Origin of the sequence: Methylobacterium sp. GC_Met_2 (genome assembly GCF_026540795.1) — a bacterium.
In the GTDB taxonomy this organism is placed as follows: domain Bacteria; phylum Pseudomonadota; class Alphaproteobacteria; order Rhizobiales; family Beijerinckiaceae; genus Methylobacterium.
The window spans coordinates 1-24,076 of the sequence record NZ_JALNUM010000042.1; the positions used below are offsets into that span (position 1 = coordinate 1).

Consider the following 24,076-nt stretch of genomic DNA (forward strand, 5'->3'; position numbering starts at 1 on the left):
AGCCCGCAGAGGGGGGAGGGAGGGGCGTGGTGGGCCAGATCAGCGCCGTCGTCTCCGCGAGATCGCCCACGTAATTGTGCGAGAGCCGGAACAGCACCGGGTCGATGCGCTCCTCCACCAGTCCCCGGATCAGCGCCGGCTTGGCCTCGCGAAAGCTCAGCGTGCCGGTCATGGCGCCGAGGGCGTAGCCACGTTCCGGGTCGGGCGTGCGGGCGAAATAGTCCTGGAGCATCCGCAGCTTGGCGTTGCGGCGGGGCTCGTAGGCGAGGCGGTCGAGGAGATGGGCGAACTCGTTCATGCGAGCGCCTCCGTCTCGGGGCCAGGCTCGGTGGACGCTGGCTCGGCCTCGCCGTCATCGCCATAGCCCAGCAGATGCAGAGGCTTCGCCCGGATGCCTTGCGTCCCGCACCAGTGAACCAGTGCATCCTCCTGACCGTGCGTCACCCAGACCTCCTCGGCACCGGTGTCGCGGATGGTGCGGCACAGGTCCGGCCAGTCGGAATGGTCGGAGATCACCATCGGCAGTTCCACGCCCTTTTGGCGGGCGCGGGCGCGCACCCGCATCCAGCCCGAGGCGAAGCAGGTCACCGGGTCGGGGAACTTGCGCGACCAGAGATCCTGGATCGACGAGGGCGGGCAGATCACGATCGCCCCGTGGAGGTCCTTGCGCTCGGCGGCCACCACCTTCGGCGTCTCGCCGAGCGGCACGCCTTCCTCCTTGTAGAGGGCGGTCAGCTTCTCCATCGCGCCATGCAGGTGGATCGGCCGGTCCCAGCCCTCCTCGCGCAGCAGCGCCATCACCCGCTGCGCCTTGCCCAGCGCGTAGGCACCGACGATGTGGGCTCGCTCCGGGAACAACCGCACCGAGTCCAGCAGCTTGCGGACCTCGCCGCGCGTATCGGGATGGGTGAAGACCGGCAGGCCGAAGGTCGCCTCGGTGATGAACACGTCGCAGGGCACCACCTCGAAGGGCAGGCAGGTCGGGTCCGGCGCCCGCTTGTAGTCGCCGGAGACCACCACCCGCGCGCCCTCCCGCTCGATCGCGATCTGCGCCGATCCGAGGACGTGGCCCGCGGGGGCGAAGCGCACCGTGACCTCGCCGATGCGGATCGGCTCACCGAGGGGCGCCTCCTGCCGATGTTCGCAAAAATCCGCGCCGTAACGCACCGCCATGATCCGTAGGGTCTCGGGCGTCGCCAGGACGTGGCGGTGGCCGGAGCGGGCGTGGTCGGCATGGCCGTGCGTGATCAGCGCGCGCTCCACCGGCCAGGTCGGATCGACGTGGAAACCGCCGAGCGGGCAGTAGAGGCCCTCGCGGGTCAGGGTGAGGAGATCGCTGGCGCGTATCGGCATCGGATCCGTGTCGCCGGTGGAGTTCGCCGGTGGCCCCGGTATAGTGGCGCCCCCGAACCGGCAGACGCATGGCCACGCAGCACAGTTCCGGCGATCTCCTCGCCGACCGCCGCTATCGCTACGCGGAGGCCTGCCTGGAAGAGGGAGACCATGAAGCCGCCGCGGATCTCGCCGAGCAGGTTCTGGAGATCGCGCCGCGCTACGCCCCGGCCTGGCTGCTGCTCGGCCGCGCGCGGGAGGGGCTGGCAGTGACGCGGGGCGATCCGGCGCTGCAGGACGCGGCGGTCCGGGCCTATGCCTGCGCCCTCGATATCGACCCGGACGACACGCTCGGCGTGCGGGCGCAGCTCAGCCGCCTGGGCGTCGGGGACGGCCTGCCGGCGCTCTCGCCCGCCTATGTGCGCGCCCTGTTCGACGGCTACGCGCCGCGCTTCGAGCGGCATCTGGTCGAGGGTCTCGCCTATATCGGCCCGGGGCTGGTCAACGACGCCCTTCCCCGCGTGCCCGAGCGTTTCGCGGCTGCCCTCGATCTGGGCTGCGGCACCGGCCTGATGGGCGCGGCGATCCGCGACCGGGTCGGGCACCTCGCGGGCGTCGATCTCTCCCCGGGCATGCTGGCCCTGGCGCGGGCCAAGACATGGCAGGGCCGGCCGCTCTACGACCGCCTTGCCGAGGGCGAGCTTGGTGCGTTCCTGGCGGAAGAGCCGCACGCCTCCGCCGACCTCTGCCTCGCCGCCGACGTGCTGATCTACGTGGCCGATCTCGGATCCGTTCTGGCGGGGATCGGCCACGTGCTGCGTCCGGGCGGGTTGGCCGCCTTCACGGTGCAGTCCCATGACGGGTCCGGTGCCGTCCTGGGCGCCGATGGGCGCTACGCCCATGCCGATGGCCATATCGCCGAGGCCGCTGCCACGACCGGCCTCGAAGTCCTCACGCAGCGTTCGGCCGATGTCCGGCGGGAGGCCGGACTGCCGGTGCCGGGCCGCGTCGTTGTGTTACGCCGCACCGCGGCATGAAACCGCTCCGCTGTTCGTCCATTGTCAGTCGGTCGCGATAGGTGCGGCCGCTGCATCGGGGGATCAGCATGGCGGATTACGGGCATCGGACGGGTATCGGCGTGCCGGAGCAAAAGCCCGAGCCGCCGGCTGATAAGTCCTTCCCGGCCGATCCGCGGACCCGCATCCCCTTCGCCATCGCGCTGGCGATGCTGGCGGGCTGCGCCGATTCGATCGGCTTCCTGGAATTCTCACAGCTCTTCATGTCGTTCATGTCGGGCAACACCACGCGCTTCGGCGTGGCGGTGGCCAATGCCGACTGGGAGAACGTCACCCGGGTCGCCAGCACGATCTGCATCTTCTGCTTCGGCGCCTTCCTGGGGACGCTGATCGCCGCCTGGGTCGGACGCTGGCGCTTGGCCGTGCTGCTGACCATCCAGGCGCTGCTGCTGGCCGGCGGATTGCTGATGCCCTGGGGCACCTTCGCGTATCCGCTGCACGCCTACCCGATCGTGCTGGCCCTGGGGCTCCAGAACGCGACGCTCCAGGACGAAGGCGGCCGCTCCATCGCGCTGACCTACGTCACCGGCGCGGTGGTGCGCTTCGGCACCGGCTGCGCCAACCTGCTGCTCGGGACGGTGGCGCCCTCGTTCTGGATCCAGGCGCCGCTCTGGGCCGGTCTCAGCACCGGCGCGGTGATCGGCGGGTTGCTCGACATCCGCTACGGCGAGTCGGCCTTCCTGTTCCCGGCGGCCCTGGCGGCCGTGCTGGCGCTGATCGCGATCGTGCTGACGATCGCCAAGCCGGGCAGCACCCTGGTGGCGGGCTCATCCCCGGCGCCCGACGCGAGCCCGAAGGCCGAGGTGATCGACGCGATCCACTGAGGCATGAGATCGAAGGGCGTGGAACGCCGAGGGTCAGCGCCAAGCCCTTCAAGGTGTTTGTGGAGGGATTGGGATACCGCCAAGCGCGCTCTCCTCCCCCTTGCGGCGACGGGCTACACAAGTTTGCGGTCTCGCCGGGCGCGTTCATCGACAGGTTGAGGCAGGGGTCCCCTCTCCCGTGCGGGAGAGGGGGCCGGTCGCGCTCCGTCATGAGCCGCATGCCTCAAACCGGTGTAGCCCGTCGCCCTTGCGGGGAGGAGTTGGAGGTGGGGGTGGTCCAGAAGGCACCGTCGCGCTCGATCCTGAACCACCCCCACCCCTGACCCCGCCCCGCAAGGGGGAGGGGAAACGCGATGCTTTTTCAACACGTTAGAGCCACGGATCGTGTTCCTTGCATCCCGCCCAACCACTTCAAAAGGGTTGGGTCAGCGCCCTTCGACCGGTACCGCCATCGCTCATTCGGTGGCGAAGGCATCCCGCGCGATGCCGATTGCATTGAGCGCGGCCGGGAAGCCGGCATAGGGGATCATCTGCATCACCGTCTCGACGATCTCCTGGCGCGAGGCCCCGACCCGCAGCGCCGCCCGCATATGGACCTTCAGCTGCGGCGCGGCATTGCCCATGGCGGTCAGGGCCGCGACCGTAGCGAGTTCCCGCGTCTTCAGGTCCAGGCCCGGACGCGCGAACACGTCGCCGTAGGCGAACTCGACGATGTAGCGGCCGAGATCGGGCGCGATGTCGTTGAGGCTCTCGATCACCGCGGCGCCCTGCGGCCCGCTGATGGCCGTGAGCTGGTCCAGACCGCGCCGGTAGCGATCCTGGGCTTCCGATCCGTCAGGAGGTCCCGATCCCTCGGCCAGCGGAAGCGCCGCCGCGCCGGCCATCACGGTGCGTCGATCGAGCGTCATTGGCTGTCTCCACTCTGGGTTGCGCGGTCGCGGTAGTGCGTAATCTTCCCGTCGAGCGCCGCGATCAGCCCGTGAAGCTCGTCCTGGCGGGCGACGAGCGCCGCCCGGTGCGCCTCCAGCATGGCGCGCCGCGCACCGAGGGTGGCGTCCCCCTCCGATCGCAGGCGGCTGTAGGCGAGCCGCTCGCGAATCGGCATGTCCATGGCCTGGAGCTTGCCCAGGAAGCGCGCCCAGGCGAGGTCATCCGCCCCGTAGCTGCGCCGTCCGCCGCCGTCGCGGGCGGTGCGCGGCAGCAATCCGATCCGCTCGTAATAGCGGAGGGTATCGATGCTGAGGCCGCTGCGGATGGAAAAGTCGCTGATCTTCATCGGGCAAGAATCGCTGCGCCGAGGCGGTGTACGTCCTGGAGCGCACTCCAGGTCAATAGCGCCATCCGCAGGGGCTGAGCAGGGCCGTGACAACGCCCGAAGGCTTCGTTAGCCCTCGGAATCCCGGACGTTGCCCCGCCCCTGCTTGATCGTGGCGCGGTTCTTCTTCGCCCCGATGCGCCGCTCCTTGGAGCCCTTTGTGGGCTTCGTCGGGCGGCGGATCGGCGGCGGCGGCTTGGCGGCCTCCGCCACGAGGTCGACGAGGCGCTGCAGGATCTCCGCCCGGTTGCGCTCCTGCGTCCGGTGCCGCTGCCCGGTGAGCACGAGGACGCCGTCCTTGGTCATCCGCCGCCCGGAGAGCCGCACGAGGTTCGCCTTCACGCGGTCGTCGATGGAGGGCGAGGCGAGGACCGGCCAGCGGAGTTGCACGGCCGTCTCGACCTTGTTGACGTTCTGGCCGCCCGCCCCCGAGGCGCGCAGGAACGACATCTCGATCTCATCGTCCGCGATGGCGATGCGCGGGGTCACCTGCAGGGACATGGCGACCTCCAGACATGATCGTCCCCTGCGCGGCGCGGCGCGAGATCGGCGCGCGCGCCGGTGCATGCGGGGCTGCGCGCGGGGCTGCGAACGAGGCCCAGGATCGCCATATCGTCTTTCGTGAGCCCCGGATGGCCATCCACAACGGTGTCGGCGCCCCCGGGTTCAGGCCGCCTCTTCGGGCGTACGCGCCCGCAGGGCGAGGGCGTGGAGGCCACGCGTGAACGCCTCCTCCATCAGCGCGTTCACCACCCGGTGCCGCTCGACGCGGCTCTTGCCCGCGAACGCGGAGGCGACGATGTCGAGCCGATAGTGCGTCTCGCCCCCCGGCCGTGCCCCGGCATGGCCCGCATGCATGTGCGATTCATCGATTACGTCGAGACGCTCGGGCGCGAGTTGCTCCCGCAGCCGCGCCTCCATCCAGTCCCGCAGGGTGCCACCCGCGCCCGTGCCGTCCGCCATCCTGTCCTCGCGTCGTGTTCGTGGGACCCCGTCAAGCCCGATCCCGCGCATGCGTCATCAGGCCCAGTGCCCTTGTGTCTTCAGTCTGCCCCCTCATAATCGGCCCGTCATGGATCTCAACTCGCGCCTGTTCGACAGCATCCGGATCAAGCCGTCCTGCGACGAGCCGAAGGCCGCGACCGATGGCCTCTGCGAGAGTCCGGGCTGCACGCGGCCGGGCCTGTACCGGGCGCCCAAGGGCCGGAAGGCTGAGGGCCAGTACTGGCGCTTTTGCATGGACCATGTCCGCGCCTACAACGCGAGCTACAACTATTTCGACGGCATGAACGACGCTGCCGTGCAGGCCTACCAGAAGGACGCGATCATCGGCCATCGCCCCACTTGGGCCATGGGCGTGAACCGGACCGGCGAGGCCAAGCCGGCCGACGAGCCGGTCCGGGACTGGGCCTATGTCGATCCGCTCGGCATCCTGCGCGGCGAGGGCGTAGGCGACGCGCGTCGCCGTGCCCGCCAGCCCGAGGAGCCGCAGAAGCCGCGCCACTCCGCCACCGTGCGCCGCGCCCTCGACGTGATGGGGCTCGACGAGACCGCCGACACGCCCGCCATCAAGGCGCAGTACAAGGTGCTGGTGAAGCAGTTCCACCCCGACGCCAACGGCGGCGACCGCTCGTTCGAAGACCGGCTGCGCGACATCATCCGAGCTCACGACGTGCTGCGCGCGGCTGGGCTCTGCTGACCGGCACGAACGATGCAGGCCGGTTCGCATCTCGGATAGGGCAAACCGCGCGACGCGGCCCTATATGGGATCCATGCCGGTCGGTGGCGCCTGAACGCGCCGCCGTCTAAGGATGGCTCCGCCCCGCCGCGGAGGCCCGGCTCGACGTTCTTCCGCGCGGATGCTTCACTGTTGGGAGTGGAGCGCCCGCGCCTCACGAGGTTCCGAATGCGCTCTGACGATACGCCCGCCCGGCTCCCCGACCGCACCGTCTCCGTCCGCGAGGTCTTCGGCATCGACCTCGACCTGAAGGTCCCGGCCTATGCCGAGTCCGAGGAGCACGTGCCCGATCTCGATCCCGATTACATCTTCGACCGGGAAACGACGCTGGCGATCCTGGCCGGCTTCGCGCGCAACCGCCGCGTGATGGTCACCGGTTATCACGGCACCGGCAAGTCGACCCATATCGAGCAGGTGGCGGCCCGGCTGAACTGGCCGTGCATCCGCATCAATCTGGACAGCCACGTCTCGCGCATCGATCTGGTCGGCAAGGACGCGATCGTGCTTCAGGACGGCAAGCAGGTCACCGCCTTCCAGGACGGCATCCTGCCCTGGGCGCTGCAGAACAACGTCGCGCTCGTGTTCGACGAATACGATGCCGGCCGACCGGACGTGATGTTCGTGATCCAGCGCGTGCTGGAACTCTCGGGCCGGCTGACGCTGCTCGACCAGAAGCGCGTGATCCGCCCGCACCCGGCCTTCCGGCTGTTCGCTACGGCGAACACGGTGGGCCTGGGCGACACGTCGGGCCTCTACCACGGCACCCAGCAGATCAACCAGGGCCAGATGGACCGCTGGTCGATCGTCACCACGCTGAACTACCTGCCGCACGACCGCGAGGTCGACATCGTGCTGTCGAAGGCGGTCCATTACCGGGGCGACCAGGGCCGCGACATCGTCAACCGGATGGTGCGGGTGGCCGATCTCACCCGCAACGCCTTCATGAACGGCGATCTCTCCACCGTCATGAGCCCACGCACGGTCATCACCTGGGCCGAGAACGCCGACATCTTCCAGGATATCGGCTTCGCCTTCCGGGTGACGTTCCTGAACAAGTGCGACGAGCTGGAGCGAACGCTGGTGGCCGAGTTCTACCAGCGCGCCTTCGGCAAGGAGTTGCCCGAGAGCGCGGTGAACGTCGCACTGAGCTGACCGCATGGAGGAGCCCGTGGCGCGCCCGGCCGAGATCGATGTGATGGACGTGCCAACTGCGTCCTCGTCCGCTCGCACGCGCTACGGGGACGACCTTTATACCTGGGTGCAGGAGCAGGTGGCGCTGCTCCGCGCCGGCCGGGTGGACGCGCTCGACCTCGACAATATCGCCGAGGAGCTGAGCGACGTGGGCAGCGCGCAATACAGTCAGCTGGAAAGCGCGCTTCGCGTTCTCATTATTCACATGCTCAAGTGGGATCAGCAGCCCGAGAAGCGTACGCCGAGCTGGATCTACTCGATCCGCGAGCAACGCCTGCGATACGCGAAGATTCTCCGGAAGAATCCGGGCCTGAAATCGCATCGCGATGCGATGCGGGACGAGATCTATCCGATCTCCCGCAACTGGGCGGCGGACGAGTGTCACCTCCTGCCGAGCGAGTTTCCACCGGAATGTCCCTATACCTGGGACGATCTGCTTGAGCGCCCCTTCGACTTCGATTCGGTGAAGACGTAGCCCCGCATGTCCATCTCCAACCGCAAGCCCGGCGAGCGCCGCGAACCCGTGGCGGAGCCCTTGAAGCGCTCGGTGGCGGGGTGCCTGCGCGCCATCGCCCGGCGCTCCGAGGTCGAGGTCACCTACGCGACCGACCGGCCGGCACTCACCGGCGACAAGGCGCGCCTGCCCGAGCCCCCGCGAAAACTCTCGGCGCAGGATGTCGCGGTGCTGCGCGGCAATGCCGACGCCATGGCGCTGCGGCTCGGCTGCCACGACATCACCCTGCACCGCCGGTTCGCCCCGGAGAACGCGGCCGCGCGGGCGGTCTACGATGCGGTCGAGCAGGCCCGGGTCGAGGCGATCGGCGCGCGGCGGATGGTGGGAGTCGCCAGCAACATCACGGCGATGCTGGAGGATCGCTACCACCGCGGTGGCAAGTACGAAAACATCACCGACCGGGCCGACGCCCCGATGGAGGATGCCGTCGCCCTGATGGTGCGCGAGCGCCTCACCGGCCAGCAGCCGCCCGAGGCCGCGGCCAAGATCGTCGCGCTGTGGCGCGGACATATCGAGGCCAAGGCCGGCCCCAACCTCGACGGATTGCTCGGCTCGATCGAGGACCAGCGCAAGTTCGCGCGCTCGGTGCGCGAGCTCCTGAGTTCGCTCGACATGTCGGACGAGACGCCGTTCGACGCCGAGGACGACGAGAACGACGACGAGAACGACAGCCAGGACGACGAGCAGAACCCGAGCGAGGGCGATTCGGAGGAGAAGAGCCAAGGCGAGCGCGCCGAGATCGAGACCTCCGAGGAGGCCTCCGACGAGATCGAGGACGGCGCCCAGGAATCCGAGGACGCGCCCTCGGGCGAATTGCCGGACGAGGCCGAGGACGCGGAGGCCGAGGAGGCGTCCGAAGCCTCGCGCCCGCCGCAGCGGCCGAGCAACGAGGCGCGCGGGCCGGAATACCGGGTGTTCAACGCCCGGTTCGACGAGGTCATCCACGCCGAGGAATTGTGCGACGCGGACGAGCTGTCGCGCCTGCGCTCCTACCTCGACAAGCAGCTCTCGCACCTCCAGGGCGTGGTCGGGCGCCTCGCCAACCGGCTGCAGCGGCGGCTGCTCGCCCAGCAGAACCGCGCCTGGGACTTCGATCTGGAGGAGGGTCAGCTCGATCCGGCGCGGCTGGTGCGCGTGGTCATCGACCCCTACCAGCCGCTCTCCTTCAAGCAGGAGAAGGACACCAACTTCCGCGATACGGTCGTCACGCTGCTCTTGGACAATTCCGGCTCGATGCGCGGCCGGCCGATCACCGTGGCGGCGACCTGCGCCGACATCCTGGCGCGGACGCTGGAGCGCTGCGGCGTGAAGGTGGAGATCCTGGGCTTCACCACCCGGGCCTGGAAGGGCGGTCAGACCCGCGAGGCGTGGCTCGCCGCCGGCAAGCCGCCGAATCCCGGCCGGCTGAACGACCTGCGCCACATCGTCTACAAGTCGGCCGACGCACCCTGGCGGCGCGCGCGAAAAAACCTCGGCCTGATGATGCGCGAGGGGCTGCTCAAGGAGAATATCGACGGCGAGGCGCTCGACTGGGCGCACAAGCGCCTGCTCGGCCGGCCGGAGCAGCGCAAGATCCTGATGGTGATCTCCGACGGTGCGCCGGTGGACGATTCGACCCTGTCGGTCAACGCCGGCAATTATCTGGAGCGGCACCTGCGCTGGATGATCGAAGAGATCGAGACGCGCTCGCCGGTTGAGCTGCTGGCCATCGGCATCGGCCACGACGTGACGCGCTATTACCGCCGCGCCGTGACGATCATCGACGCCGAGGAGCTGGGCGGTGCGATGACGGAAAAACTCGCCGAGCTGTTCGAGGAGAACGGCGAGTCGGTGCCAACGAGCCGGATGCTGCGGGCGGCCGGCGGCCGGCGCTGAGATCCTGCTGCGGACCTGGAGCTGATTTGGGTGGGCCGCGCAGGCCCACCGCAACCGCGTCGAGCGCGCGCTGGCCGATCTCGGCCTGACGCTCCCGCAATTCTCCGTGCTTACCATGCTCGCGGCCGATCCTGGACACAGCAACGCCGATCTGGCCCGCCTCGCGCTGCTGACGCCGCAGACGATGAGCGCAATCGTGGCGAATCTGCTGAAGGCCGATCTGATCGCGCGGCAACCGCACCAGGTCCACGGCCGCATCCAGACGAACGCGCTCTCGGAGGGCGGGGCAATCGCTCCTCGAAGCCGCCAAGGGGCGCGTCTACGCGCTAGAGGCGGACATGCTGCGCGAACTCGGATCGGCCGAGCAGGCCATCATCCAGCAATGGCTTGTGCGCATCGCGCAGGCCGCCCCCGCATAGCGGCGACCCATCTGGTCAAACGCGCAAGCGAACACCGCCACGGCCTCGCGGGCCGCGGCGGTGGTTGGTTCATCATCCGATAGCGAAAGGCGTGGCGCCCGGGACGTCAGGCCGCGACGGCCGGGGTCTCGGCGAGCTTCTTGTGGATCTCGCGCTTCAGGAGGCGGGCGGTCTGCGACAGGTCGCCCTCGCCGGCCTTGATCAGGAAGGCGTCGAGCCCGCCGCGATGCTCCACCGAGCGCAGGGCGTGCGCGGTGACGCGCAGGCGCACCCGCTTGCCGAGCGCGTCGGACTGGAGGGTGACGTTGCACAGGTTCGGCAGGAACCGGCACTTGGTCTTGTGGTTCGAGTGGCTCACGAGGTGGCCGACCTGAACGGCCTTGCCGGTGAGTTCGCAGCGGCGCGCCATGATAAATAACGATCCCGTCTCGTTCCGCTCGAAAGACCCGATCACGGCCAGCGCGATCTTTGCCGCAGCGGGCGGTGCCCGTTGCGATTTCCAGGTCCGGCGGAGTCCTGTTGAAGGCGCGAGCCTATAGGCGACGCAGGGGCGTCGCGTCAAGGTCCGGTCAGGCGGCCGGCGGCCCGCGCGGTCCAACGGTCTGTTAACCACGATGCTGGGATATAGCCTTCTTCCACCCGCAGGAAGGCGCCTCACCCGGCTTCGGGCGTCGCGAGGATGCCGCCGGGCGGGTGTGTTCGAGAGGGCAGACGCGGGATCCCAAGTCCTCGGCCGCCCGTCCTGGGATGCGATCCGGATCATGAGCGCCACGCCTGACCATCGGACGATCAAGTCGCCGACGAAGCACGCCGCGGGACGGCTGGTCGTCGGCGCCCTCGCGGTCGCGGCGCTCATCGCGCCCGCTGACGTCTCCGCACGCGCCGGCCGGTCGAAGCGGGCGGCGGCGCCGGCCGCCACTCTGGCGGTCGATTACAGCATCAACCTCGCCGGCCTGCCGATCGGCACCGCGCGTCTCGCCGGCACCTTCGAGCGTGATCGCTACGTCATGGACGTGTCGGCGGTGCTCACCGGCCTCGTCGGCGCGATCACCGGCGGCAAGGGTTCGGCCCGGGCCTCGGGAACGTTCGCGGCGGCGCCGCAACCAGGCGCCTTCTCGATTGCGACCCACACGGCCAGTTCCGGCATCGCGGTGCGCATGGCGCTGGCCCACGGGAACGTCGTGCAGGCCGAGATCACGCCGCCACTCATCGACATGCAGGACCGCGTGCCGGTGACCCCGGCCCACACGCGCGGCATCCTCGATCCGGTGAGTGCCCTGTTGATGCCGGTCCAGGGCCGCGGCGAGCCGCTCGACCCCGAGAACTGCAACCGGACCCTGCCGGTCTTCGACGGTGCCACCCGCTTCAACGTGGTGCTCAGCTACGCCGAGACCCGCCCGGTTCAGAAAACCGGCTACGTGGGCCAAGTCCTCGTGTGCACCGCCCGCTACCAGGCGGTGGCCGGCCACCGGCCGGACCGGCCGGGGGTGAAGTTCATGGAGGAGAACCGCGAGATGTCGGTCTGGCTCGCCCCCGTCGAGGGGACGCGGGCGCTGATCCCGCTGCGCATCTCGGTGCTCACCACGATCGGCACCAACATCATCGAGGCGACCCGCTGGACCCAGGGCGGCACGGCGGGCACCACCGGCACGGCAGAGGCCGCTGGCGCCAGCGTCGCGCAGGCGAGCCTGCAGGGGGAGTAGCGCGCGGGCTTTGACGGAAGGCCGGTTTCCCGGCACGTCCCCTTGGCGCAACAGCCGCGTCAGGGAGGCCAGCGAATGCCCAAGGGCTACATCATCGTCCGGATGACGGTCACCGATCCGGACGCCTACAAGGAGTACGCCGCCCTAGCCTCCGAGGCCATGCGCAAGTACGGCTGCACGCCGCTGGTCCGCGGCGGCCGCAGCGAGGCGCTGGAGGGCGAGGCCCGGCCACGCAACGTCGTGCTGCAATTCGAATCCTACGAGGCGGCGCGCGCCTATTATTTCTCGCCGGAATATCAGGCCGCCATCGAGAAGCGCCGGCCGGCGGGAATTGGCGAGGTGGTGCTGGTCGAGGGGGTGGACTGAGCCGCCCCCTCGTCCGCCGGTCATGCCGCCAGCGGGGCCTCACCGTAATTCGTCGCGTAGGCGTTCTCCACCGCCGGGATGATCTCGACGATCGCGAACCACCGATCCCAGAACGCCGTCTCGCGCAGGGCCTCGACGACGCGTTCGTAGGCGTGATGGTCGGTGGTATCCCAGACCCAGAGATCGGTCAGGCGGGCGGTGTAGAACTCGGCGTCGTAGAAGCGGAGCCGCACCGTGTCGGCATGCCGCCGCAGGATCGGCTCAAAGGTCTCGCGCAACCGCGCGAAGCGGTCGTCGATCGGCAAAGCGAGCCATTCGGGGGAGGTCTTCACCAGCATGAAGACGGTGAGCTTGGGGTCGAAGGTCTTGTCGGACATGGGGTTCTGCGCTCCAGAAGTCTGTCGGAACGCCACGATGATGCCTCTGGCCGGGCCTGCGGCGTACTCGCGTTCATGAGCGCCGCGCGGCCGAGCCGGCCGGCGCTCAAGCCCCGGAAAAGTCCGGGACAATCGCGCTCGGCCGAGACGGTGCGGACGATCCTGGAGGGCGCGGCTCGCGTTCTCGAGGAAAACGGCCTGGACGGCTACACGACCAACGCCGTCGCCGAGCGGGCGGGCGTGTCGATCGGCTCGGTCTACCAGTACTTCCCCGGCAAGGAGGCCCTGACCGCGGCCCTGGTGACCCGGGAGACCGCCCTGCTGATTGAGGCGGTGCACGCCGCGCCGGGCGCCGCGACGCCGGAGGACGGGCTCCGCCTGATCGTTCGGGCTTGCGTGACCCACCAGATGGCGCGGCCTCGCCTCGCGCTGCTTCTCGACCGGGAAGAGAGCCGGCTCCAGCTCGCCGACACCCTGAGCTCCGTCGCCGAGGACGTGACGTCTGCGCTGCTGGCCCTGCTGGCACGCCTCGGCGCCGCGCGGCCGGCCGAACCCGGGACTGCGGCGGGCGACCTCTTCGCACTCGTGCGCGGCATGGTCGACGCCGCGGGCGAGCGCGGCGAGCGCGACGGCGAGGATCTGGAGCGCCGTGTCCTGCGCGCCGTGCACGGCTATCTCGGCGTGCCACAGGCGGTGGCATGAATCTTCACGATTCCCGCGATAATGCCGGATGCGCGCGCCTACCCTCCGAATCGCCCTCGCTCTGACCGCTCTCGCCGGCCCGGCCGCCGGGCAGCCGCTGACCGCCGGCACCGCGGAGTCGAGCTGCGGCGGCGACGCCTTCTCCTCCGCCGAGATCGTCCAGCACCCCCGCGGCCCCCTCGTGGCAATGCCCGACACGCTCTGCGCCGACCTCGCACCCCAGCCGGGCGCGCAGACGACGCAGATCGACGTCTACCCGCTCGTCACGCCGCAGGGTGAACCTGTTGGACCTGGAGGCGGTGGCATCCCATATGGGGGGAGATCAAGCCGGCCCTATCGTCCCTGACGCGACCGGCCTCCACAGCCCCTCCCCGCCCGCGCCGCGACGGCGCCGCGACGGCCTTCATCCGAAGGAACCGCCGACCATCGACGCGCTGCTCCGCCCCACGCCCAGCCGCTCGCTGTCCCGCGACGCCCGCGCCCGCGGCGTCATGGCGGTCCTCGGGCCCACCAACACCGGCAAGACGCATCTCGCCATCGAGCGGATGCTCGCGCACCCGACCGGGATGATCGGGCTGCCCCTGCGGCTGCTCGCCCGGGAGGTCTACCTGCGCGTCGTCGCCAAGGTCGGCCCCGACAAGGTCGCGCTGGTGACCGGCGAAGAGAAGATCAAGCCGGACCGGCCGCGCTACTGGATCTGCACCATCGAGGCGATGCCCCGCGACCTCGACGTGGCCTACGTCGCCATCGACGAGATCCAGCTCGCCGCCGACATGGACCGCGGCCATGTCTTCACCGACCGCCTGCTCTACGTCCGCGGCCGGGAGGAGACCCTGCTGATCGGCTCCTCGACCATGCTGCCGCTGGTCCAGAGCCTGATTCCCAACGTCCAGACCACGACCCGGCCGCGGCTGTCGCAGCTCACCTTCGCGGGGGAGAAGCGCCTCTCGCGCCTGCCCCGGCGTACCGCGATCGTCGCGTTCTCGGCCGAGGAGGTCTACGCCATCGCCGAGCTGATCCGCCGCCAGCGCGGCGGCGCCGCGGTGGTGCTGGGCGCGCTCTCGCCGCGCACCCGCAACGCCCAGGTCGAGATGTATCAGGCGGGCGACGTGGATTACCTCGTCGCCACAGACGCCGTGGGGATGGGCCTCAACCTCGACGTGGATCACGTCGCGTTCGCGGCCAATTGGAAATACGACGGCACCCGCTTCCGCAAGCTCACCCCCGCCGAGATGGGCCAGATCGCCGGCCGGGCAGGGCGCCACCTCGCGGACGGCACCTTCGGGTCCACCGGGCGCTGCCCGCCCTTCGAGGCCGAGTTGGTCGAGCGGCTGGAGGCCCACGATTTCGACCCCTTGCGCATCCTGCAATGGCGCAACCCGGATCTGAGCTTCTCCAGCCTGGAGGGGCTGCAGGCGAGCCTGGACGAGCACCCGCGCGAATCGGGCCTGACCCGCGCGCCCATGGGCGAGGATCAGCAGGCCCTCGAAATCCTGATGAAGGAGGACGACGTCCGCGACATGGCGCGCAGCGCCGCCACGGTGCGCCGCCTCTGGGACGTCTGCGGCGTGCCGGATTACCGCAAGGTCCACCCGCAGGTGCATGCCGACCTCGTGGCCCAGCTCTACCGATTCCTCATGAAGGGCATGGCGGGGCGCATCCCCGATACGTGGTTCGCCGAGCAGGTGGCGATGATCGACCGCACCGACGGCGACATCGATACCCTGTCCCGCCGAATCGCCCACGGACGCACCTGGACCTTCGTGGCAAACCGTCCCGACTGGCTGCGCGACCCAGAACATTGGCAGGGCGAGACGCGTCGGGTAGAGGACAGGCTGTCCGACGCCCTGCACGAACGCCTCGCGAGCCGCTTCGTGGACAGGCGCACAAGCGTCCTGATGCGGCGCCTGAGAGAGAACACGATGCTCGAAGCCCAGATCACCGCCGACGGTGACGTCACCGTCGAGGGTCAGCATGTCGGCCACCTTCACGGATTCCTGTTCGTTCCCGATGCCACCGCGGAGGGTCACGAGGCCAAGACTCTGAGGAGCGCCGCCGAGAAGGCGCTCGCCGGGGAGATCGAGGCCCGGGCCGACCGGTTCTCGGCAACGGCCGATTCGACCCTCGTGCTCGCGCACGACGGTACGATCCGCTGGACGGGCGCGCCGGTGGCCAAGCTCAACCCCGGCGAGAAGCTGTTCGCCCCGCAGATTCGTCTGCTGGCCGACGACAGCCTGACCGGCGCCCACCGCGAAAAGGTCGAGGCGCGCCTCGATGCGTGGCTGAAGGCCTATATCGTCCGCCTGCTCGGTCCGCTGATGGAGATCGAGACCGCGGCCGACCTCACCGGTCTCGCCAAGGGAATCGGCTATCAGGTGGTCGAGGCGCTCGGCGTCTTGGAGCGCTCGAAGGTGGCGCACGAGATGCGCAGCCTCGATCAGGACGGTCGCGGGGCCCTGCGCCGCCACGGCGTCCGCTTCGGCGCCTACCACATCTTCCTGCCGGCCCTGCTGAAGCCAGCGCCGCGCACGCTCGCGGCCCAGCTCTGGGCCCTGCGCAACGGCGGCCTCGACCAGCGCGGCCTCGACGAGATCGCACATCTCGCCGGATCCGGCCGCACCTCGATCAAGGTCGATCGCGAGATCGCCAAGGGGCTCTACCGCGCGGCCGGCTTCCGGGTGAGCGGTGAGCGTGCCGTGCGCGTCGATATCCTGGAGCGGCTCGCCGACCTGATCCGGCCGGCGATCGCCTACCGGCCCGGCACCACGCCGGGCGCCCCGCCGGACGGCACGGCCGACGGCGACGGGTTCGTGGCCACCGTCGGTATGACCTCGCTGGTCGGTTGCTCGGGCGAGGATTTCGCCTCGATCCTGAAATCGCTTGGCTACAACGTGGAGCCGCGGCCCGGCCCGGCCATCACCGTGCCGCTGGTCCCGGCCGCCGCCACGACGCCCGCCGCGACGGCCGCCGCGGAAACCGCCGCCGACGAGTCGGTCACCGCGCAGGCGGAGGCTGCCGAGATCACCGGCGACGAGGCTCCGGCCGCGGAGGCCGATGGGGCGGCCGAGCCCACCGGTGAGGCACCTGCCGCCGAGGCAGCGGCCACGGAGGCCGAGAGCCCGGCGGAAGCCTCCACGACCTCGGAAGCAACGGACGCAAGTCCCGAGATCGATGAAGGCCCGGCGGTCGATGCGGCCGCGGCTGAGGAACACGATACGGCCGGCGTCCCGGCCGAGCCCGAGACCGACGGTGCGCCGAATGGCGAGCCCGACGCGGAGCCGGAGGCCGCCGCCGAGGCGACGGCACCGGAACCCGCCAACGAGGCAGAGCCTGTCGAGGCGGCTGCCGAGACAGAGACCGCGCCGCAGGCCGACGGGGCCGAGGGTGAGACCTCCGCGGAGGTGCCGCTGATCGAGGTCTGGCGCCTCCAGCGTCACCAGCGTCCGGCTCATCAGCGCCCGCAGAATCGCCCGCGTGGGGCCGGTCGAGGCCGGGACGGCGGCCAGCCGGGCCAGCACCAGGGCCAAAACCGTCCGGATGGCGGCCGGCCCGAGGGTGGCCGGTCGGAGCCGCGCCGCGCCGAGGGTGGCGAGGGCGGCCCGCGCCCCGGGCGGGAGCGTGGCTCCCGTCGCGACCGCTTCGAGGGGACCAGCCGTCCCGAGCGGCGGGACGACCAGCGTGGGGCAGAGCAGCGTAACGCGGGTCCGCGGCCCGACCCGCGACCGCCGCGGCGCGAGCGGGCGCCGGACCCGGATTCGCCCTTCGCCAAGCTGGCGGCGCTCAAGGCGCAGCTCGAAGCCGGCGACGGCGGGAAGCGCTGACCCCCGCGCATGCGGGAAGACCGGCAGCGCCTCGACAAATGGTTGTGGTTCGCGCGCTTCGCGCGGACCCGCTCCCTCGCGGCGCAGCTCGCCACCGGCGGCTTCGTGCGGGTGAACGGGGTGCGTGCCGAGAATCCCGCCAAGGGTATCGGCATCGGCGATGTGGTGACCGTGGCCGCTCCGCACGCCACGCTGGCGGTGCGGGTGCGCGATCTCGGCATGCGGCGAGGACCGGCTCCGGAGGCGCGTCTGCTCTACGACGACCTGTCTGACGCAGCAGCTCCGCCGGAGCCCCGCGGGTGATGAGGCCGGGCAACAGCACGCGGGCGTGGTCGGGATGCGGCGCCCGCGCGCTTGTCAGCCCGAGAGCCAGAGTCTAAGGCCGTTGCCTACGAAGCGCGGCCCAGAGCCGAGCTGCACCGGCATTCCCTCGCAGTGCCACCCGGGCGTGCGGGCCATCCCGAGGCTCCGCCCGGGCCAAGTCGTGTTTGAGGACGAAGACATCCGATGACCTATGTCGTCACCGACAATTGCATCAAGTGCAAGTACACGGACTGTGTCGAGGTCTGTCCGGTCGATTGCTTCTATGAAGGCGAGAACATGCTCGTCATCCATCCGGATGAGTGCATCGATTGCGGCGTCTGTGAGCCGGAATGCCCCGCCGAGGCAATCAAGCCCGACACCGAGTCGAACCTCGACACGTGGTTGAAGTTGAACGCCGACTACGCCAAAACCTGGCCGAACATCACGCAGAAGAAAGAGGCTCCGGCCGACGCCAAGGACTGGGACGGCAAGTCCGGAAAGCTTGAGGCCTACTTCTCGGCCAACCCCGGCTCGGGCGACTGAGCGGGCGCGGCGATCCACACGCCTTGATGCCGGCCCGGCACCGCCGGGCCGGACCTGGGAACAACGTTACGTCGTCTGTGCTCGTCGCCCGCGCGGCCTGATCTGCAGCTGACGAAGCCCAGACCTGCGACAGGCTCATTTCCCTCCGGCCAAGCCGGTGTAAAACGCGGTGTCGCCGGGCACGGATGCCGTGCATGGGCCCGCGCACGTCTTTCGGTATGCTTTGCTCTGCGCGCCAGATTGTGGTAGACAATCTGCCTGCCGTCGCTCGCGCCTGACGTGCCTCCTCCGGCTGAAACACCTTCGATCTTCGTGGGTTTTTAGGAGTGGTACGCGATCGACCGCCGAAAATGTTTCGGCGGAACGTCCAGGCGTTTGCGTGGCTGCGCCGGGGAATTCCCCGGCCCTTGCGCGTGGCAAGGGCTTGGGAGCGGCGAGGCAAACCGGGTGTCCCGCCCGGAGGAACACGGTTTCGTGCGGCGCTGGACGCTGCGCGCCAGTGGAGGCCCTTCTCGCATGACCACAGCCAAGAAGACGACGACCACAGGCCGGCAAGGTTTCAAGACCGGCGAGTCTGTCGTGTATCCGGCCCACGGCGTCGGTCGCATCACCGCGATCGAGGAGCAGGAAATCGCGGGCTACAAACTTGAGCTGTTCGTCGTCTCGTTCGAGAAGGACAAGATGGTCCTGCGCGTACCGACCGCGAAGGCCAACAGTGTCGGCATGCGCAAGCTCGCCGAGCCGGAGCTGGTGAAGAAGGCCCTCGACCTGCTGACCGGCCGCGCCCGGGTCAAGCGCACCATGTGGTCGCGCCGGGCGCAGGAATACGAGGCCAAGATCAATTCGGGCGACCTGCTGGCCGTCACCGAGGTGGTGCGCGACCTCTTCCGCTCCGAGGCCCAGCCCGAGCAGTCCTACTCCGAGCGTCAGCTCTACGAAGCGGCCCTCGACCGGATCGTGCGGGAGATATCCTCTGTGAACCGCATCACCGAGACCGAGGCTCTGAAGCTCATCGAGCAGAGCCTCGCGAAGTCTCCCCGTCGGGCCAAGAGCGAGGCCGAGGCTGAGGCGGAGCCCGAGGGCGAGAGCGACGACATCCAGGAAGAAGCTGCTTAAGCGAAGCATCTCCCTGCAGCACCGACAGACCCGGCCTTTGTGGCCGGGTTTTTTTCATGGGCCCATCGCCTGTCCGCCCGGGGCGCGACGTTTTTGCACCTGAGGGGCTGGACTCGCGATCCCCGCCCCCCATGTCATCCTAACGGAACACGAAATCGTGCCCGGCCGCCTGTCGCATTCCGGGGCAGCGGCGCGGAACTTTCTCCTTGAGCCTCCCGTTGTCGATGGCCAGGCGTTGCTTTGCGGCTGCGCCTGTGCGCCGGCCAGAAGGTCCGGCGCCGCACCAGCACTCGACAACAAGAGGCAGGCGGAATGGCTGAGATCGCAGGGATACGCAGGCAGTTCATCCGGACTGCGATGGAGGCACCGTTCCTGGCCCGCGAGGAGGAACGCGGTCTTGCCGTCAGCTGGAAGGACAATCGCGACGAGCGTGCCCTTCACCGCCTGATCTCGGCCCACATGCGCCTCGTCATCGCCCTGGCGGGGCGTTTTCGTCACTACGGCCTGCCGATGGCCGATCTCGTCCAGGAAGGCCATGTCGGTCTGATGGAAGCTGCCGCTCGGTTCGAGCCGGAGCGGGACGTCCGCTTCTCCACTTACGCGACGTGGTGGATCCGCGCCTCGATCCAGGACTACATCCTGCGCAACTGGTCGATCGTGCGCGGCGGCACCTCATCGGCTCAGAAGGCTCTGTTCTTCAACCTGCGGCGCCTGCGCGCCCGGCTGATGCAGTCGACCGAGGAGCATGTCGGCGACGAGATCCATCGGCGCATCGCCACCGCCATCGGCGTCTCGCGCGATGACGTCGCCCTGATGGATGCCCGTCTGTCCGGCCCGGACATGTCGCTCAACGCCCCCGTGGGTGAGGACAGCGACGCTTCCTCGGAGCGGATGGATTTCCTTGTCGATGGTGCCGCTTTGCCGGACGAAACGGTGAGCGCCACGGTCGACGGTGAGCGGCGCCTCAGCTGGCTCCAGCAGGCGCTGACCGTGCTCTCCGAGCGCGAGTTGCGCATCCTGCGCGAGCGTCGGCTCGCCGAGGATCAGGCGACGCTCGAAGCCCTCGGGCAGCGCCTTGGCATCTCGAAGGAGCGGGTCCGCCAGATCGAGAACAGGGCCCTGGAAAAGCTCCGCCGCGCCCTGGCCGATCGGTTCCCCGCTGCCACCGGCAGCCCGCATATCGGTTGATCGGCCTTACAGGTGTTGAAGCAAGCCCGGTCCTTCTGGCCGGGCTTGCTTGTGTCCGGGGCTCAGGCTCCCTGGATCGCCGCGCTGCGCCGCTCCCGCCGCTTGCGGCGTCGGCCGGGCTCGGGCGTGGCGTCAAGCCAGATCACGAGGCCCAAGGCGAAGAGCGCCGGCACGCCAAGGGCGAGGAACGCGCCGGTCCAGCCGAACAGGCTATAGGACAAGCCGCCGTACCAGCCCGACAGGGCGCCCCCGACCCCCTGTACCGCGTTGACGCTGCCCAAAGCCGTCTGGGTCCGGCCGGAGCCCCAGGTCAGGTCGGCGACCACCACCGGCACCGCCACCCCAACGATCCCCGAGGCCACGCCGTCCAGAACCTCGGCGGCGATGAGCCAGACCGGATCGTCGATCAGGCCGGACATGACGGCCCGGACCGGCAGAACCGCGAAGGCGACAATCAGAAGCTGGCGCCGCCCGCGCTTATCCGCGAGCGAGCCGGCGAACAGCGCCACCGGCACCATCACGAGCTGCGCGACCATCACATAGCGGGCCGTCCAGGTGGTCGCGTCGGCCGCGGTGGCCACGAGCTTCTGGCCCAGCAGCGAGAGCATGCCGCCATTGCCGAGGTTGAACAGCGTCAGCGCCACCGTCAGCACGAGGAGCCGGCGATTGCCCAGGACCTGCCGGATGCCGCCGCGCTGCGGCTCGTCCTCCGCATCCTCCTGCCATCCCACCGCCCGCCGCCGGTTCCAGGCGTTGGCTGGCGTCGTCAGGCTGGCGACGATCGCCGCCACCGCCATGGCGCCGAGCACCCAGAAGGCGATGGCCGGGCCAAAATATCCCGTCCCCAGGCTGATGCCGCCGGCCGCGACCAATATACCGATATGGTTGAAGGCCTGATTGCGCCCCTGCTGCTTGGGAAAGCCGTCCTTCCCGACAATCCCCAGGGTCAGGGCGGCGACTGCCGGCAACAGCAGCGTGCCGCCCGCCGCGGCTAGGAGTTGGGCGAACAGCACCGCGGCGAAGCTGCGCGCCGGCAGGAGGAGCAGCGTGCCGGCCAGGATCCCGCCACAGGCGAGCGCGACCAACAGGCGGGGCTTCGGAAAGCGGTCCACCAGCGCACCGAACGGGCCGCTCAGGAACAGCGTCCCGAACCCGACCAGCGTGATGACGAAACCGACCCGCGCCGGACTCCATGACGCCGCCTCGGCCAGCCAGGTTCCCAGAAACGGGCCGAGACCGCCCTGGATGTCGCCGATGAAGACGTTGATGAAGGCAAGATGCGTTGTGGGAGACATTCCGACCGGCGAAACTGCAAGGGGTGCCCGAACTGAGCCGTGGCACCCGTGCGGTCAAGCCTGCCCTCCATTACATGGGCGGCCCGTACTGCATAAGTCCGTCGCCGAATGACCAGTTTTCCGGTGCGACCTCGACCAGATTGACGAACACGTGCCTGGGCTCACCCCGGGGTTGTGCGCGGGATTGCCGGCGATGGCCGCGTAGAGGGGACGCGTGTGGTCGATCGTGCGGGTCGCACGGGCAGTGATCTGGATCACCACCAGATCCGCGTCCCGCGCGATGCCGAGATCGCGGGGCCCGAAGGCGAAACCCGACGTGTCGCCCCCGGCCTTCGCCTGGGCCCGCACGCACCACCGACGTGGAGACCGCTTCGGCCCAGGAGAGCGCGTTGAAGCGGAGACCGGGCGCCGCTTCCGACGGCAGCGGGATCATGACCAACGTCCAGGAGACGGGACGGCCGTTGCCGCTCGCGACCCTGGCGGGGCCCTGCAATGTCCGGATGTCGGCCGAGGCGGCCCTCGACGCAGCCGGCTTGCCCTGGCGGGAGGTGTTCGTCGGCGCCGCCGTGGCGGCCGGACTCGCGGTGGCGGCACTGGCGCCGAGCACGGCGCCGGCCGGGGTGGTGGAATGCGGCGACCGCCTCGGCCTGCCCGAACGCCCGCTCACCCGGATCATCCTGCACGCGCGTCCCTTGCGGGGGCCGGCCGCGGACGCGCTGCGCGCGTTGGCCGCGGCCTATCGCGGGTCCGGTGGCCGCTGAGGGCCACCGGGGGTCACAACACCGGTCGGAGGCTCAGGAGTCGAGCGGGCCCTGCGCGCCCTGCTGCTCCATGACCTTCTGCCGGTACAGGCCGACGAAGTCGATCGGATCGATGTAGAGCGGCGGGAAGCCGCCGTTGCGCACCGCTTCGGCCACGATCTGGCGGGCGAAGGGGAAGAGCAGGCGCGGGCACTCGATCATCACGGCCGGATGGATCTGGTCGGCCGGGATGTTCTGCAGGCGGAACACGCCCGCATAGGTCACCTCGAAGGCGAACAGAACCTCGCTCTGGATCTTGGCGTCGCCGTCGAGCTTGAGCTCGACCTCGAAGTCGGTCTCCGAAAGCTGCGACGCGTTGACGTTGACCTGAATGTTGATCTGCGGCCCCTGGCCCTCCTTGGGCTGCAGGGAGCGCGGCGCGTTCGGATTCTCGAAGGAGAGATCCTTCGTGTACTGCGCCAGGGCGTTGATCATCGGCATATCGCCCTGCGGCATGCCGCCGCCGTTGCCGTTCGCTGCCGGTGAATCGGCCATGCGGATTTTCCCTCTCGATCGGCCGGCGGAGCCAGCGCGGGTTGTCTCAGCGGGTGCCGCTGGATCGCGCCGCGGAACTGCCCCGAACGGCAGGGCCGCTAACACGGGCGCCGGGCCTGGACAAGCGAGCTGGTCGCGCGAGCTGGCGGGGCGCTGGCAGCGGCGGGCGCCGTGACCCATATCGGAACCTGATCGCGGGTTCGGGATGCGCGGGTATAACCGGCTCGCTCCCGGCGCGTTGGTCAGATATGAGTCGCCAGGATTATGCGCGCTTTGCCGGCGTCGCAGTGCGCGCGACCTGAGCAAGGGGCCCAGGGTCGCGCCGCGGCCACCATCGGATCGGTGATGCAGGACAGTTTCGACGTTACGACGATCATCTTTCTCGCGCTTGCGGTCTTCGTGATCTGGCGTCTGCGCTCGGTGCTGGGCCAGAAGACCGGCGCAGAACGCTCGCCGTTCAAGCCGGTCGACCGCAGCCGCACCGAGCCGCAGGCGCGCAGCGAGGGCGACAACGTCGTGCGCCTGCCGGGCGCCGACCGGGCGCCCCCGACCCCGCCCACCGCCCCGGCGTCGCGCGACTGGCGCGGGATCGCCGAGCCAGGCTCCGAGGTCGCCCGAGGCCTGGAAGCCTGCGCCCAGGCCGAGCCGGGCTTCGATCCGCGCGCGTTCCTGGAAGGCTCCAAGTCGGCCTACGAAGCGATCATGATCGCCTTCGCCAAGGGCGACCGGAAGACCCTGCGCGGGCTCCTGTCCAAGGAGGTCGGCGAGGCGTTCGAGCGGGCGATCGCGGAGCGCGAGCGCAACCGTCAGACCCTGGAGACCACGTTCGTATCGATCGACAAGGCCGAGATCGTGGCGGTCGAGGTGCGCAACCGTGTCGCGCAGATCACCGTACGCTTCCTGTCGAACCTCATCACCGCCACCCGCAACGCCGAGGGCAAGGTGGTGGATGGCAGCGCCGAGACCGTGGTCGAGGTGCCCGATGTCTGGACCTTCGCGCGCACCCTCGGCTCGCGCGATCCGAACTGGCAGCTCGTGGCCACCGAGGCCGGCGCCTGACCGCTCGATAGCTGCACCGTGACG

The 24,076-nt window shown here is 69.7% G+C and carries 28 protein-coding genes and 1 pseudogene; 18 read left to right on the top strand and 11 right to left on the bottom strand.

The window, feature by feature from the left end:
* A pseudogene (locus OXS49_RS15630) lies at positions 1-298 on the bottom strand (ATP-dependent DNA ligase); the annotation flags it as partial.
* Positions 295-1,353, bottom strand: a complete 1,059-nt coding sequence (locus OXS49_RS15635) for a ligase-associated DNA damage response exonuclease (protein ID WP_267425462.1) — start codon at positions 1,351-1,353, stop codon at positions 295-297. The gene OXS49_RS15635 and the pseudogene OXS49_RS15630, both read right to left, overlap by 4 nt.
* Positions 1,354-1,421: 68 nt before the next feature.
* Here OXS49_RS15635 and OXS49_RS15640 point away from each other — a divergent pair, with 68 nt between their 5' ends.
* Positions 1,422-2,369, top strand: a complete 948-nt coding sequence (locus OXS49_RS15640; protein WP_267425464.1) for a methyltransferase domain-containing protein — start codon at positions 1,422-1,424, stop codon at positions 2,367-2,369.
* 68 nt (positions 2,370-2,437) lie between these two features.
* On the top strand, positions 2,438-3,232 hold the full coding sequence (locus OXS49_RS15645) for a YoaK family protein (protein ID WP_267425466.1): 795 nt from the start codon (positions 2,438-2,440) through the stop codon (positions 3,230-3,232).
* A gap of 455 nt (positions 3,233-3,687) precedes the next feature.
* On the opposite strand, the gene OXS49_RS15650 is transcribed toward OXS49_RS15645, so the two are convergent.
* The 4 genes from OXS49_RS15650 to OXS49_RS15665 all read right to left on the bottom strand — a co-directional run bounded on the left by OXS49_RS15650 (position 3,688) and on the right by OXS49_RS15665 (position 5,510).
* Positions 3,688-4,140, bottom strand: a complete 453-nt coding sequence (locus OXS49_RS15650; protein WP_267425468.1) for a carboxymuconolactone decarboxylase family protein — start codon at positions 4,138-4,140, stop codon at positions 3,688-3,690.
* The gene (locus OXS49_RS15655; protein WP_244004556.1) at positions 4,137-4,508 is read right to left on the bottom strand and encodes a MerR family transcriptional regulator; all 372 of its coding nucleotides are present in this window, start codon (positions 4,506-4,508) and stop codon (positions 4,137-4,139) included. Before OXS49_RS15655 ends, OXS49_RS15650 begins: the two co-directional genes overlap by 4 nt.
* 108 nt (positions 4,509-4,616) lie before the next feature.
* On the bottom strand, positions 4,617-5,048 hold the full coding sequence (arfB, locus tag OXS49_RS15660; protein WP_244004554.1) for an alternative ribosome rescue aminoacyl-tRNA hydrolase ArfB: 432 nt from the start codon (positions 5,046-5,048) through the stop codon (positions 4,617-4,619).
* Between the two features lie 165 nt (positions 5,049-5,213).
* Positions 5,214-5,510 carry a BolA family protein gene (locus tag OXS49_RS15665; protein ID WP_244004552.1) on the bottom strand — a complete coding sequence of 99 codons (297 nt, stop codon included), beginning with the start codon at positions 5,508-5,510 and terminating at the stop codon, positions 5,214-5,216.
* Between the two features lie 109 nt (positions 5,511-5,619).
* Between OXS49_RS15665 and OXS49_RS15670 the strand changes: the two genes are divergently transcribed.
* The 5 genes from OXS49_RS15670 (at position 5,620) to OXS49_RS15690 (ending at position 10,367) form a co-directional block, all read left to right on the top strand.
* Positions 5,620-6,246 (top strand): DnaJ domain-containing protein, encoded by a 627-nt coding sequence (locus tag OXS49_RS15670; protein ID WP_244004550.1) that lies wholly within the window; start codon positions 5,620-5,622, stop codon positions 6,244-6,246.
* Between the two features lie 207 nt (positions 6,247-6,453).
* Positions 6,454-7,437 (top strand): cobaltochelatase subunit CobS, encoded by a 984-nt coding sequence (gene cobS, locus OXS49_RS15675; RefSeq protein ID WP_267425481.1) that lies wholly within the window; start codon positions 6,454-6,456, stop codon positions 7,435-7,437.
* Positions 7,438-7,441: 4 nt separating this feature from the next.
* Positions 7,442-7,951, top strand: coding sequence for a DUF29 domain-containing protein (locus OXS49_RS15680; RefSeq protein WP_313901779.1), 510 nt, complete (start codon positions 7,442-7,444; stop codon positions 7,949-7,951).
* Positions 7,952-7,957: 6 nt separating this feature from the next.
* Positions 7,958-9,865 (top strand): cobaltochelatase subunit CobT, encoded by a 1,908-nt coding sequence (gene cobT, locus OXS49_RS15685; protein ID WP_267425482.1) that lies wholly within the window; start codon positions 7,958-7,960, stop codon positions 9,863-9,865.
* A gap of 115 nt (positions 9,866-9,980) precedes the next feature.
* On the top strand, positions 9,981-10,367 hold the full coding sequence (locus OXS49_RS15690; protein ID WP_267425483.1) for a helix-turn-helix domain-containing protein: 387 nt from the start codon (positions 9,981-9,983) through the stop codon (positions 10,365-10,367).
* Positions 10,368-10,390: 23 nt separating this feature from the next.
* On the opposite strand, the gene rpmB is transcribed toward OXS49_RS15690, so the two are convergent.
* Positions 10,391-10,693, bottom strand: coding sequence for a 50S ribosomal protein L28 (gene rpmB, locus OXS49_RS15695; RefSeq protein ID WP_058190906.1), 303 nt, complete (start codon positions 10,691-10,693; stop codon positions 10,391-10,393).
* Positions 10,694-11,045: 352 nt separating this feature from the next.
* Here rpmB and OXS49_RS15700 point away from each other — a divergent pair, with 352 nt between their 5' ends.
* On the top strand, positions 11,046-11,987 hold the full coding sequence (locus tag OXS49_RS15700; RefSeq protein ID WP_244004546.1) for a DUF3108 domain-containing protein: 942 nt from the start codon (positions 11,046-11,048) through the stop codon (positions 11,985-11,987).
* 75 nt (positions 11,988-12,062) lie between these two features.
* Entirely contained in the window at positions 12,063-12,353 is a 291-nt protein-coding gene (locus tag OXS49_RS15705) for a DUF1330 domain-containing protein (RefSeq protein WP_244004544.1), read from the top strand.
* A gap of 20 nt (positions 12,354-12,373) precedes the next feature.
* Here OXS49_RS15705 and OXS49_RS15710 read toward each other — a convergent pair whose 3' ends face one another.
* Entirely contained in the window at positions 12,374-12,730 is a 357-nt protein-coding gene (locus tag OXS49_RS15710; RefSeq protein ID WP_267425486.1) for a darcynin family protein, read from the bottom strand.
* A gap of 75 nt (positions 12,731-12,805) precedes the next feature.
* Here OXS49_RS15710 and OXS49_RS15715 point away from each other — a divergent pair, with 75 nt between their 5' ends.
* The 7 genes from OXS49_RS15715 (at position 12,806) to OXS49_RS15745 (ending at position 20,403) form a co-directional block, all read left to right on the top strand.
* Entirely contained in the window at positions 12,806-13,432 is a 627-nt protein-coding gene (locus OXS49_RS15715; protein ID WP_267425488.1) for a TetR/AcrR family transcriptional regulator, read from the top strand.
* A gap of 28 nt (positions 13,433-13,460) precedes the next feature.
* The gene (locus tag OXS49_RS15720; protein WP_244004538.1) at positions 13,461-13,778 is read left to right on the top strand and encodes a hypothetical protein; all 318 of its coding nucleotides are present in this window, start codon (positions 13,461-13,463) and stop codon (positions 13,776-13,778) included.
* Between the two features lie 145 nt (positions 13,779-13,923).
* Positions 13,924-17,253, top strand: a complete 3,330-nt coding sequence (locus OXS49_RS15725; protein WP_267425492.1) for a helicase-related protein — start codon at positions 13,924-13,926, stop codon at positions 17,251-17,253.
* Positions 17,254-17,262: 9 nt separating this feature from the next.
* Positions 17,263-17,556: an RNA-binding S4 domain-containing protein gene (locus tag OXS49_RS15730; protein ID WP_267425494.1), complete on the top strand. Its 294-nt coding sequence runs from the start codon at positions 17,263-17,265 to the stop codon at positions 17,554-17,556.
* A 204-nt stretch (positions 17,557-17,760) separates the two neighbouring features.
* Positions 17,761-18,099 carry a ferredoxin FdxA gene (gene fdxA / locus OXS49_RS15735; protein ID WP_244004532.1) on the top strand — a complete coding sequence of 113 codons (339 nt, stop codon included), beginning with the start codon at positions 17,761-17,763 and terminating at the stop codon, positions 18,097-18,099.
* A 516-nt stretch (positions 18,100-18,615) separates the two neighbouring features.
* Positions 18,616-19,215 (top strand): CarD family transcriptional regulator, encoded by a 600-nt coding sequence (locus tag OXS49_RS15740; protein WP_244004530.1) that lies wholly within the window; start codon positions 18,616-18,618, stop codon positions 19,213-19,215.
* 312 nt (positions 19,216-19,527) lie between these two features.
* Positions 19,528-20,403 carry an RNA polymerase factor sigma-32 gene (locus tag OXS49_RS15745; protein WP_243921626.1) on the top strand — a complete coding sequence of 292 codons (876 nt, stop codon included), beginning with the start codon at positions 19,528-19,530 and terminating at the stop codon, positions 20,401-20,403.
* A 62-nt stretch (positions 20,404-20,465) separates the two neighbouring features.
* On the opposite strand, the gene OXS49_RS15750 is transcribed toward OXS49_RS15745, so the two are convergent.
* Together OXS49_RS15750 and OXS49_RS15755 are read right to left on the bottom strand one after the other, a co-directional pair.
* Positions 20,466-21,698 (bottom strand): MFS transporter, encoded by a 1,233-nt coding sequence (locus OXS49_RS15750; protein WP_267425496.1) that lies wholly within the window; start codon positions 21,696-21,698, stop codon positions 20,466-20,468.
* Positions 21,699-21,752: 54 nt separating this feature from the next.
* Entirely contained in the window at positions 21,753-22,046 is a 294-nt protein-coding gene (locus OXS49_RS15755) for a tautomerase family protein (RefSeq protein WP_346016951.1), read from the bottom strand.
* A gap of 41 nt (positions 22,047-22,087) precedes the next feature.
* Between OXS49_RS15755 and OXS49_RS15760 the strand changes: the two genes are divergently transcribed.
* Complete coding sequence (locus tag OXS49_RS15760; RefSeq protein WP_267425499.1) at positions 22,088-22,459, top strand: hypothetical protein; 372 nt, start codon at positions 22,088-22,090, stop codon at positions 22,457-22,459.
* A gap of 33 nt (positions 22,460-22,492) precedes the next feature.
* Here OXS49_RS15760 and secB read toward each other — a convergent pair whose 3' ends face one another.
* Positions 22,493-22,993 (bottom strand): protein-export chaperone SecB, encoded by a 501-nt coding sequence (gene secB / locus OXS49_RS15765; RefSeq protein ID WP_243921620.1) that lies wholly within the window; start codon positions 22,991-22,993, stop codon positions 22,493-22,495.
* A 345-nt stretch (positions 22,994-23,338) separates the two neighbouring features.
* On the opposite strand from secB, the gene OXS49_RS15770 reads away from it, so the two are divergent.
* Positions 23,339-24,052 carry a Tim44/TimA family putative adaptor protein gene (locus OXS49_RS15770; protein WP_244004521.1) on the top strand — a complete coding sequence of 238 codons (714 nt, stop codon included), beginning with the start codon at positions 23,339-23,341 and terminating at the stop codon, positions 24,050-24,052.
* Positions 24,053-24,076 lie beyond the last annotated feature (24 nt).

Coding starts and splice junctions, on each gene's coding strand:
- OXS49_RS15635 (WP_267425462.1), bottom strand. CDS start 1,353: ATGCCGATACGCGCCAGCGATCTCCTCACCCTGACCCGCGAGGGCCTC.
- OXS49_RS15640 (WP_267425464.1), top strand. CDS start 1,422: ATGGCCACGCAGCACAGTTCCGGCGATCTCCTCGCCGACCGCCGCTAT.
- OXS49_RS15645 (WP_267425466.1), top strand. CDS start 2,438: ATGGCGGATTACGGGCATCGGACGGGTATCGGCGTGCCGGAGCAAAAG.
- OXS49_RS15650 (WP_267425468.1), bottom strand. CDS start 4,140: ATGACGCTCGATCGACGCACCGTGATGGCCGGCGCGGCGGCGCTTCCG.
- OXS49_RS15655 (WP_244004556.1), bottom strand. CDS start 4,508: ATGAAGATCAGCGACTTTTCCATCCGCAGCGGCCTCAGCATCGATACC.
- arfB (WP_244004554.1), bottom strand. CDS start 5,048: ATGTCCCTGCAGGTGACCCCGCGCATCGCCATCGCGGACGATGAGATC.
- OXS49_RS15665 (WP_244004552.1), bottom strand. CDS start 5,510: ATGGCGGACGGCACGGGCGCGGGTGGCACCCTGCGGGACTGGATGGAG.
- OXS49_RS15670 (WP_244004550.1), top strand. CDS start 5,620: ATGGATCTCAACTCGCGCCTGTTCGACAGCATCCGGATCAAGCCGTCC.
- cobS (WP_267425481.1), top strand. CDS start 6,454: ATGCGCTCTGACGATACGCCCGCCCGGCTCCCCGACCGCACCGTCTCC.
- OXS49_RS15680 (WP_313901779.1), top strand. CDS start 7,442: ATGGAGGAGCCCGTGGCGCGCCCGGCCGAGATCGATGTGATGGACGTG.
- cobT (WP_267425482.1), top strand. CDS start 7,958: ATGTCCATCTCCAACCGCAAGCCCGGCGAGCGCCGCGAACCCGTGGCG.
- OXS49_RS15690 (WP_267425483.1), top strand. CDS start 9,981: ATGCTCGCGGCCGATCCTGGACACAGCAACGCCGATCTGGCCCGCCTC.
- rpmB (WP_058190906.1), bottom strand. CDS start 10,693: ATGGCGCGCCGCTGCGAACTCACCGGCAAGGCCGTTCAGGTCGGCCAC.
- OXS49_RS15700 (WP_244004546.1), top strand. CDS start 11,046: ATGAGCGCCACGCCTGACCATCGGACGATCAAGTCGCCGACGAAGCAC.
- OXS49_RS15705 (WP_244004544.1), top strand. CDS start 12,063: ATGCCCAAGGGCTACATCATCGTCCGGATGACGGTCACCGATCCGGAC.
- OXS49_RS15710 (WP_267425486.1), bottom strand. CDS start 12,730: ATGTCCGACAAGACCTTCGACCCCAAGCTCACCGTCTTCATGCTGGTG.
- OXS49_RS15715 (WP_267425488.1), top strand. CDS start 12,806: ATGAGCGCCGCGCGGCCGAGCCGGCCGGCGCTCAAGCCCCGGAAAAGT.
- OXS49_RS15720 (WP_244004538.1), top strand. CDS start 13,461: ATGCGCGCGCCTACCCTCCGAATCGCCCTCGCTCTGACCGCTCTCGCC.
- OXS49_RS15725 (WP_267425492.1), top strand. CDS start 13,924: ATGGCGGTCCTCGGGCCCACCAACACCGGCAAGACGCATCTCGCCATC.
- OXS49_RS15730 (WP_267425494.1), top strand. CDS start 17,263: ATGCGGGAAGACCGGCAGCGCCTCGACAAATGGTTGTGGTTCGCGCGC.
- fdxA (WP_244004532.1), top strand. CDS start 17,761: ATGACCTATGTCGTCACCGACAATTGCATCAAGTGCAAGTACACGGAC.
- OXS49_RS15740 (WP_244004530.1), top strand. CDS start 18,616: ATGACCACAGCCAAGAAGACGACGACCACAGGCCGGCAAGGTTTCAAG.
- OXS49_RS15745 (WP_243921626.1), top strand. CDS start 19,528: ATGGCTGAGATCGCAGGGATACGCAGGCAGTTCATCCGGACTGCGATG.
- OXS49_RS15750 (WP_267425496.1), bottom strand. CDS start 21,698: ATGTCTCCCACAACGCATCTTGCCTTCATCAACGTCTTCATCGGCGAC.
- secB (WP_243921620.1), bottom strand. CDS start 22,993: ATGGCCGATTCACCGGCAGCGAACGGCAACGGCGGCGGCATGCCGCAG.
- OXS49_RS15770 (WP_244004521.1), top strand. CDS start 23,339: ATGCAGGACAGTTTCGACGTTACGACGATCATCTTTCTCGCGCTTGCG.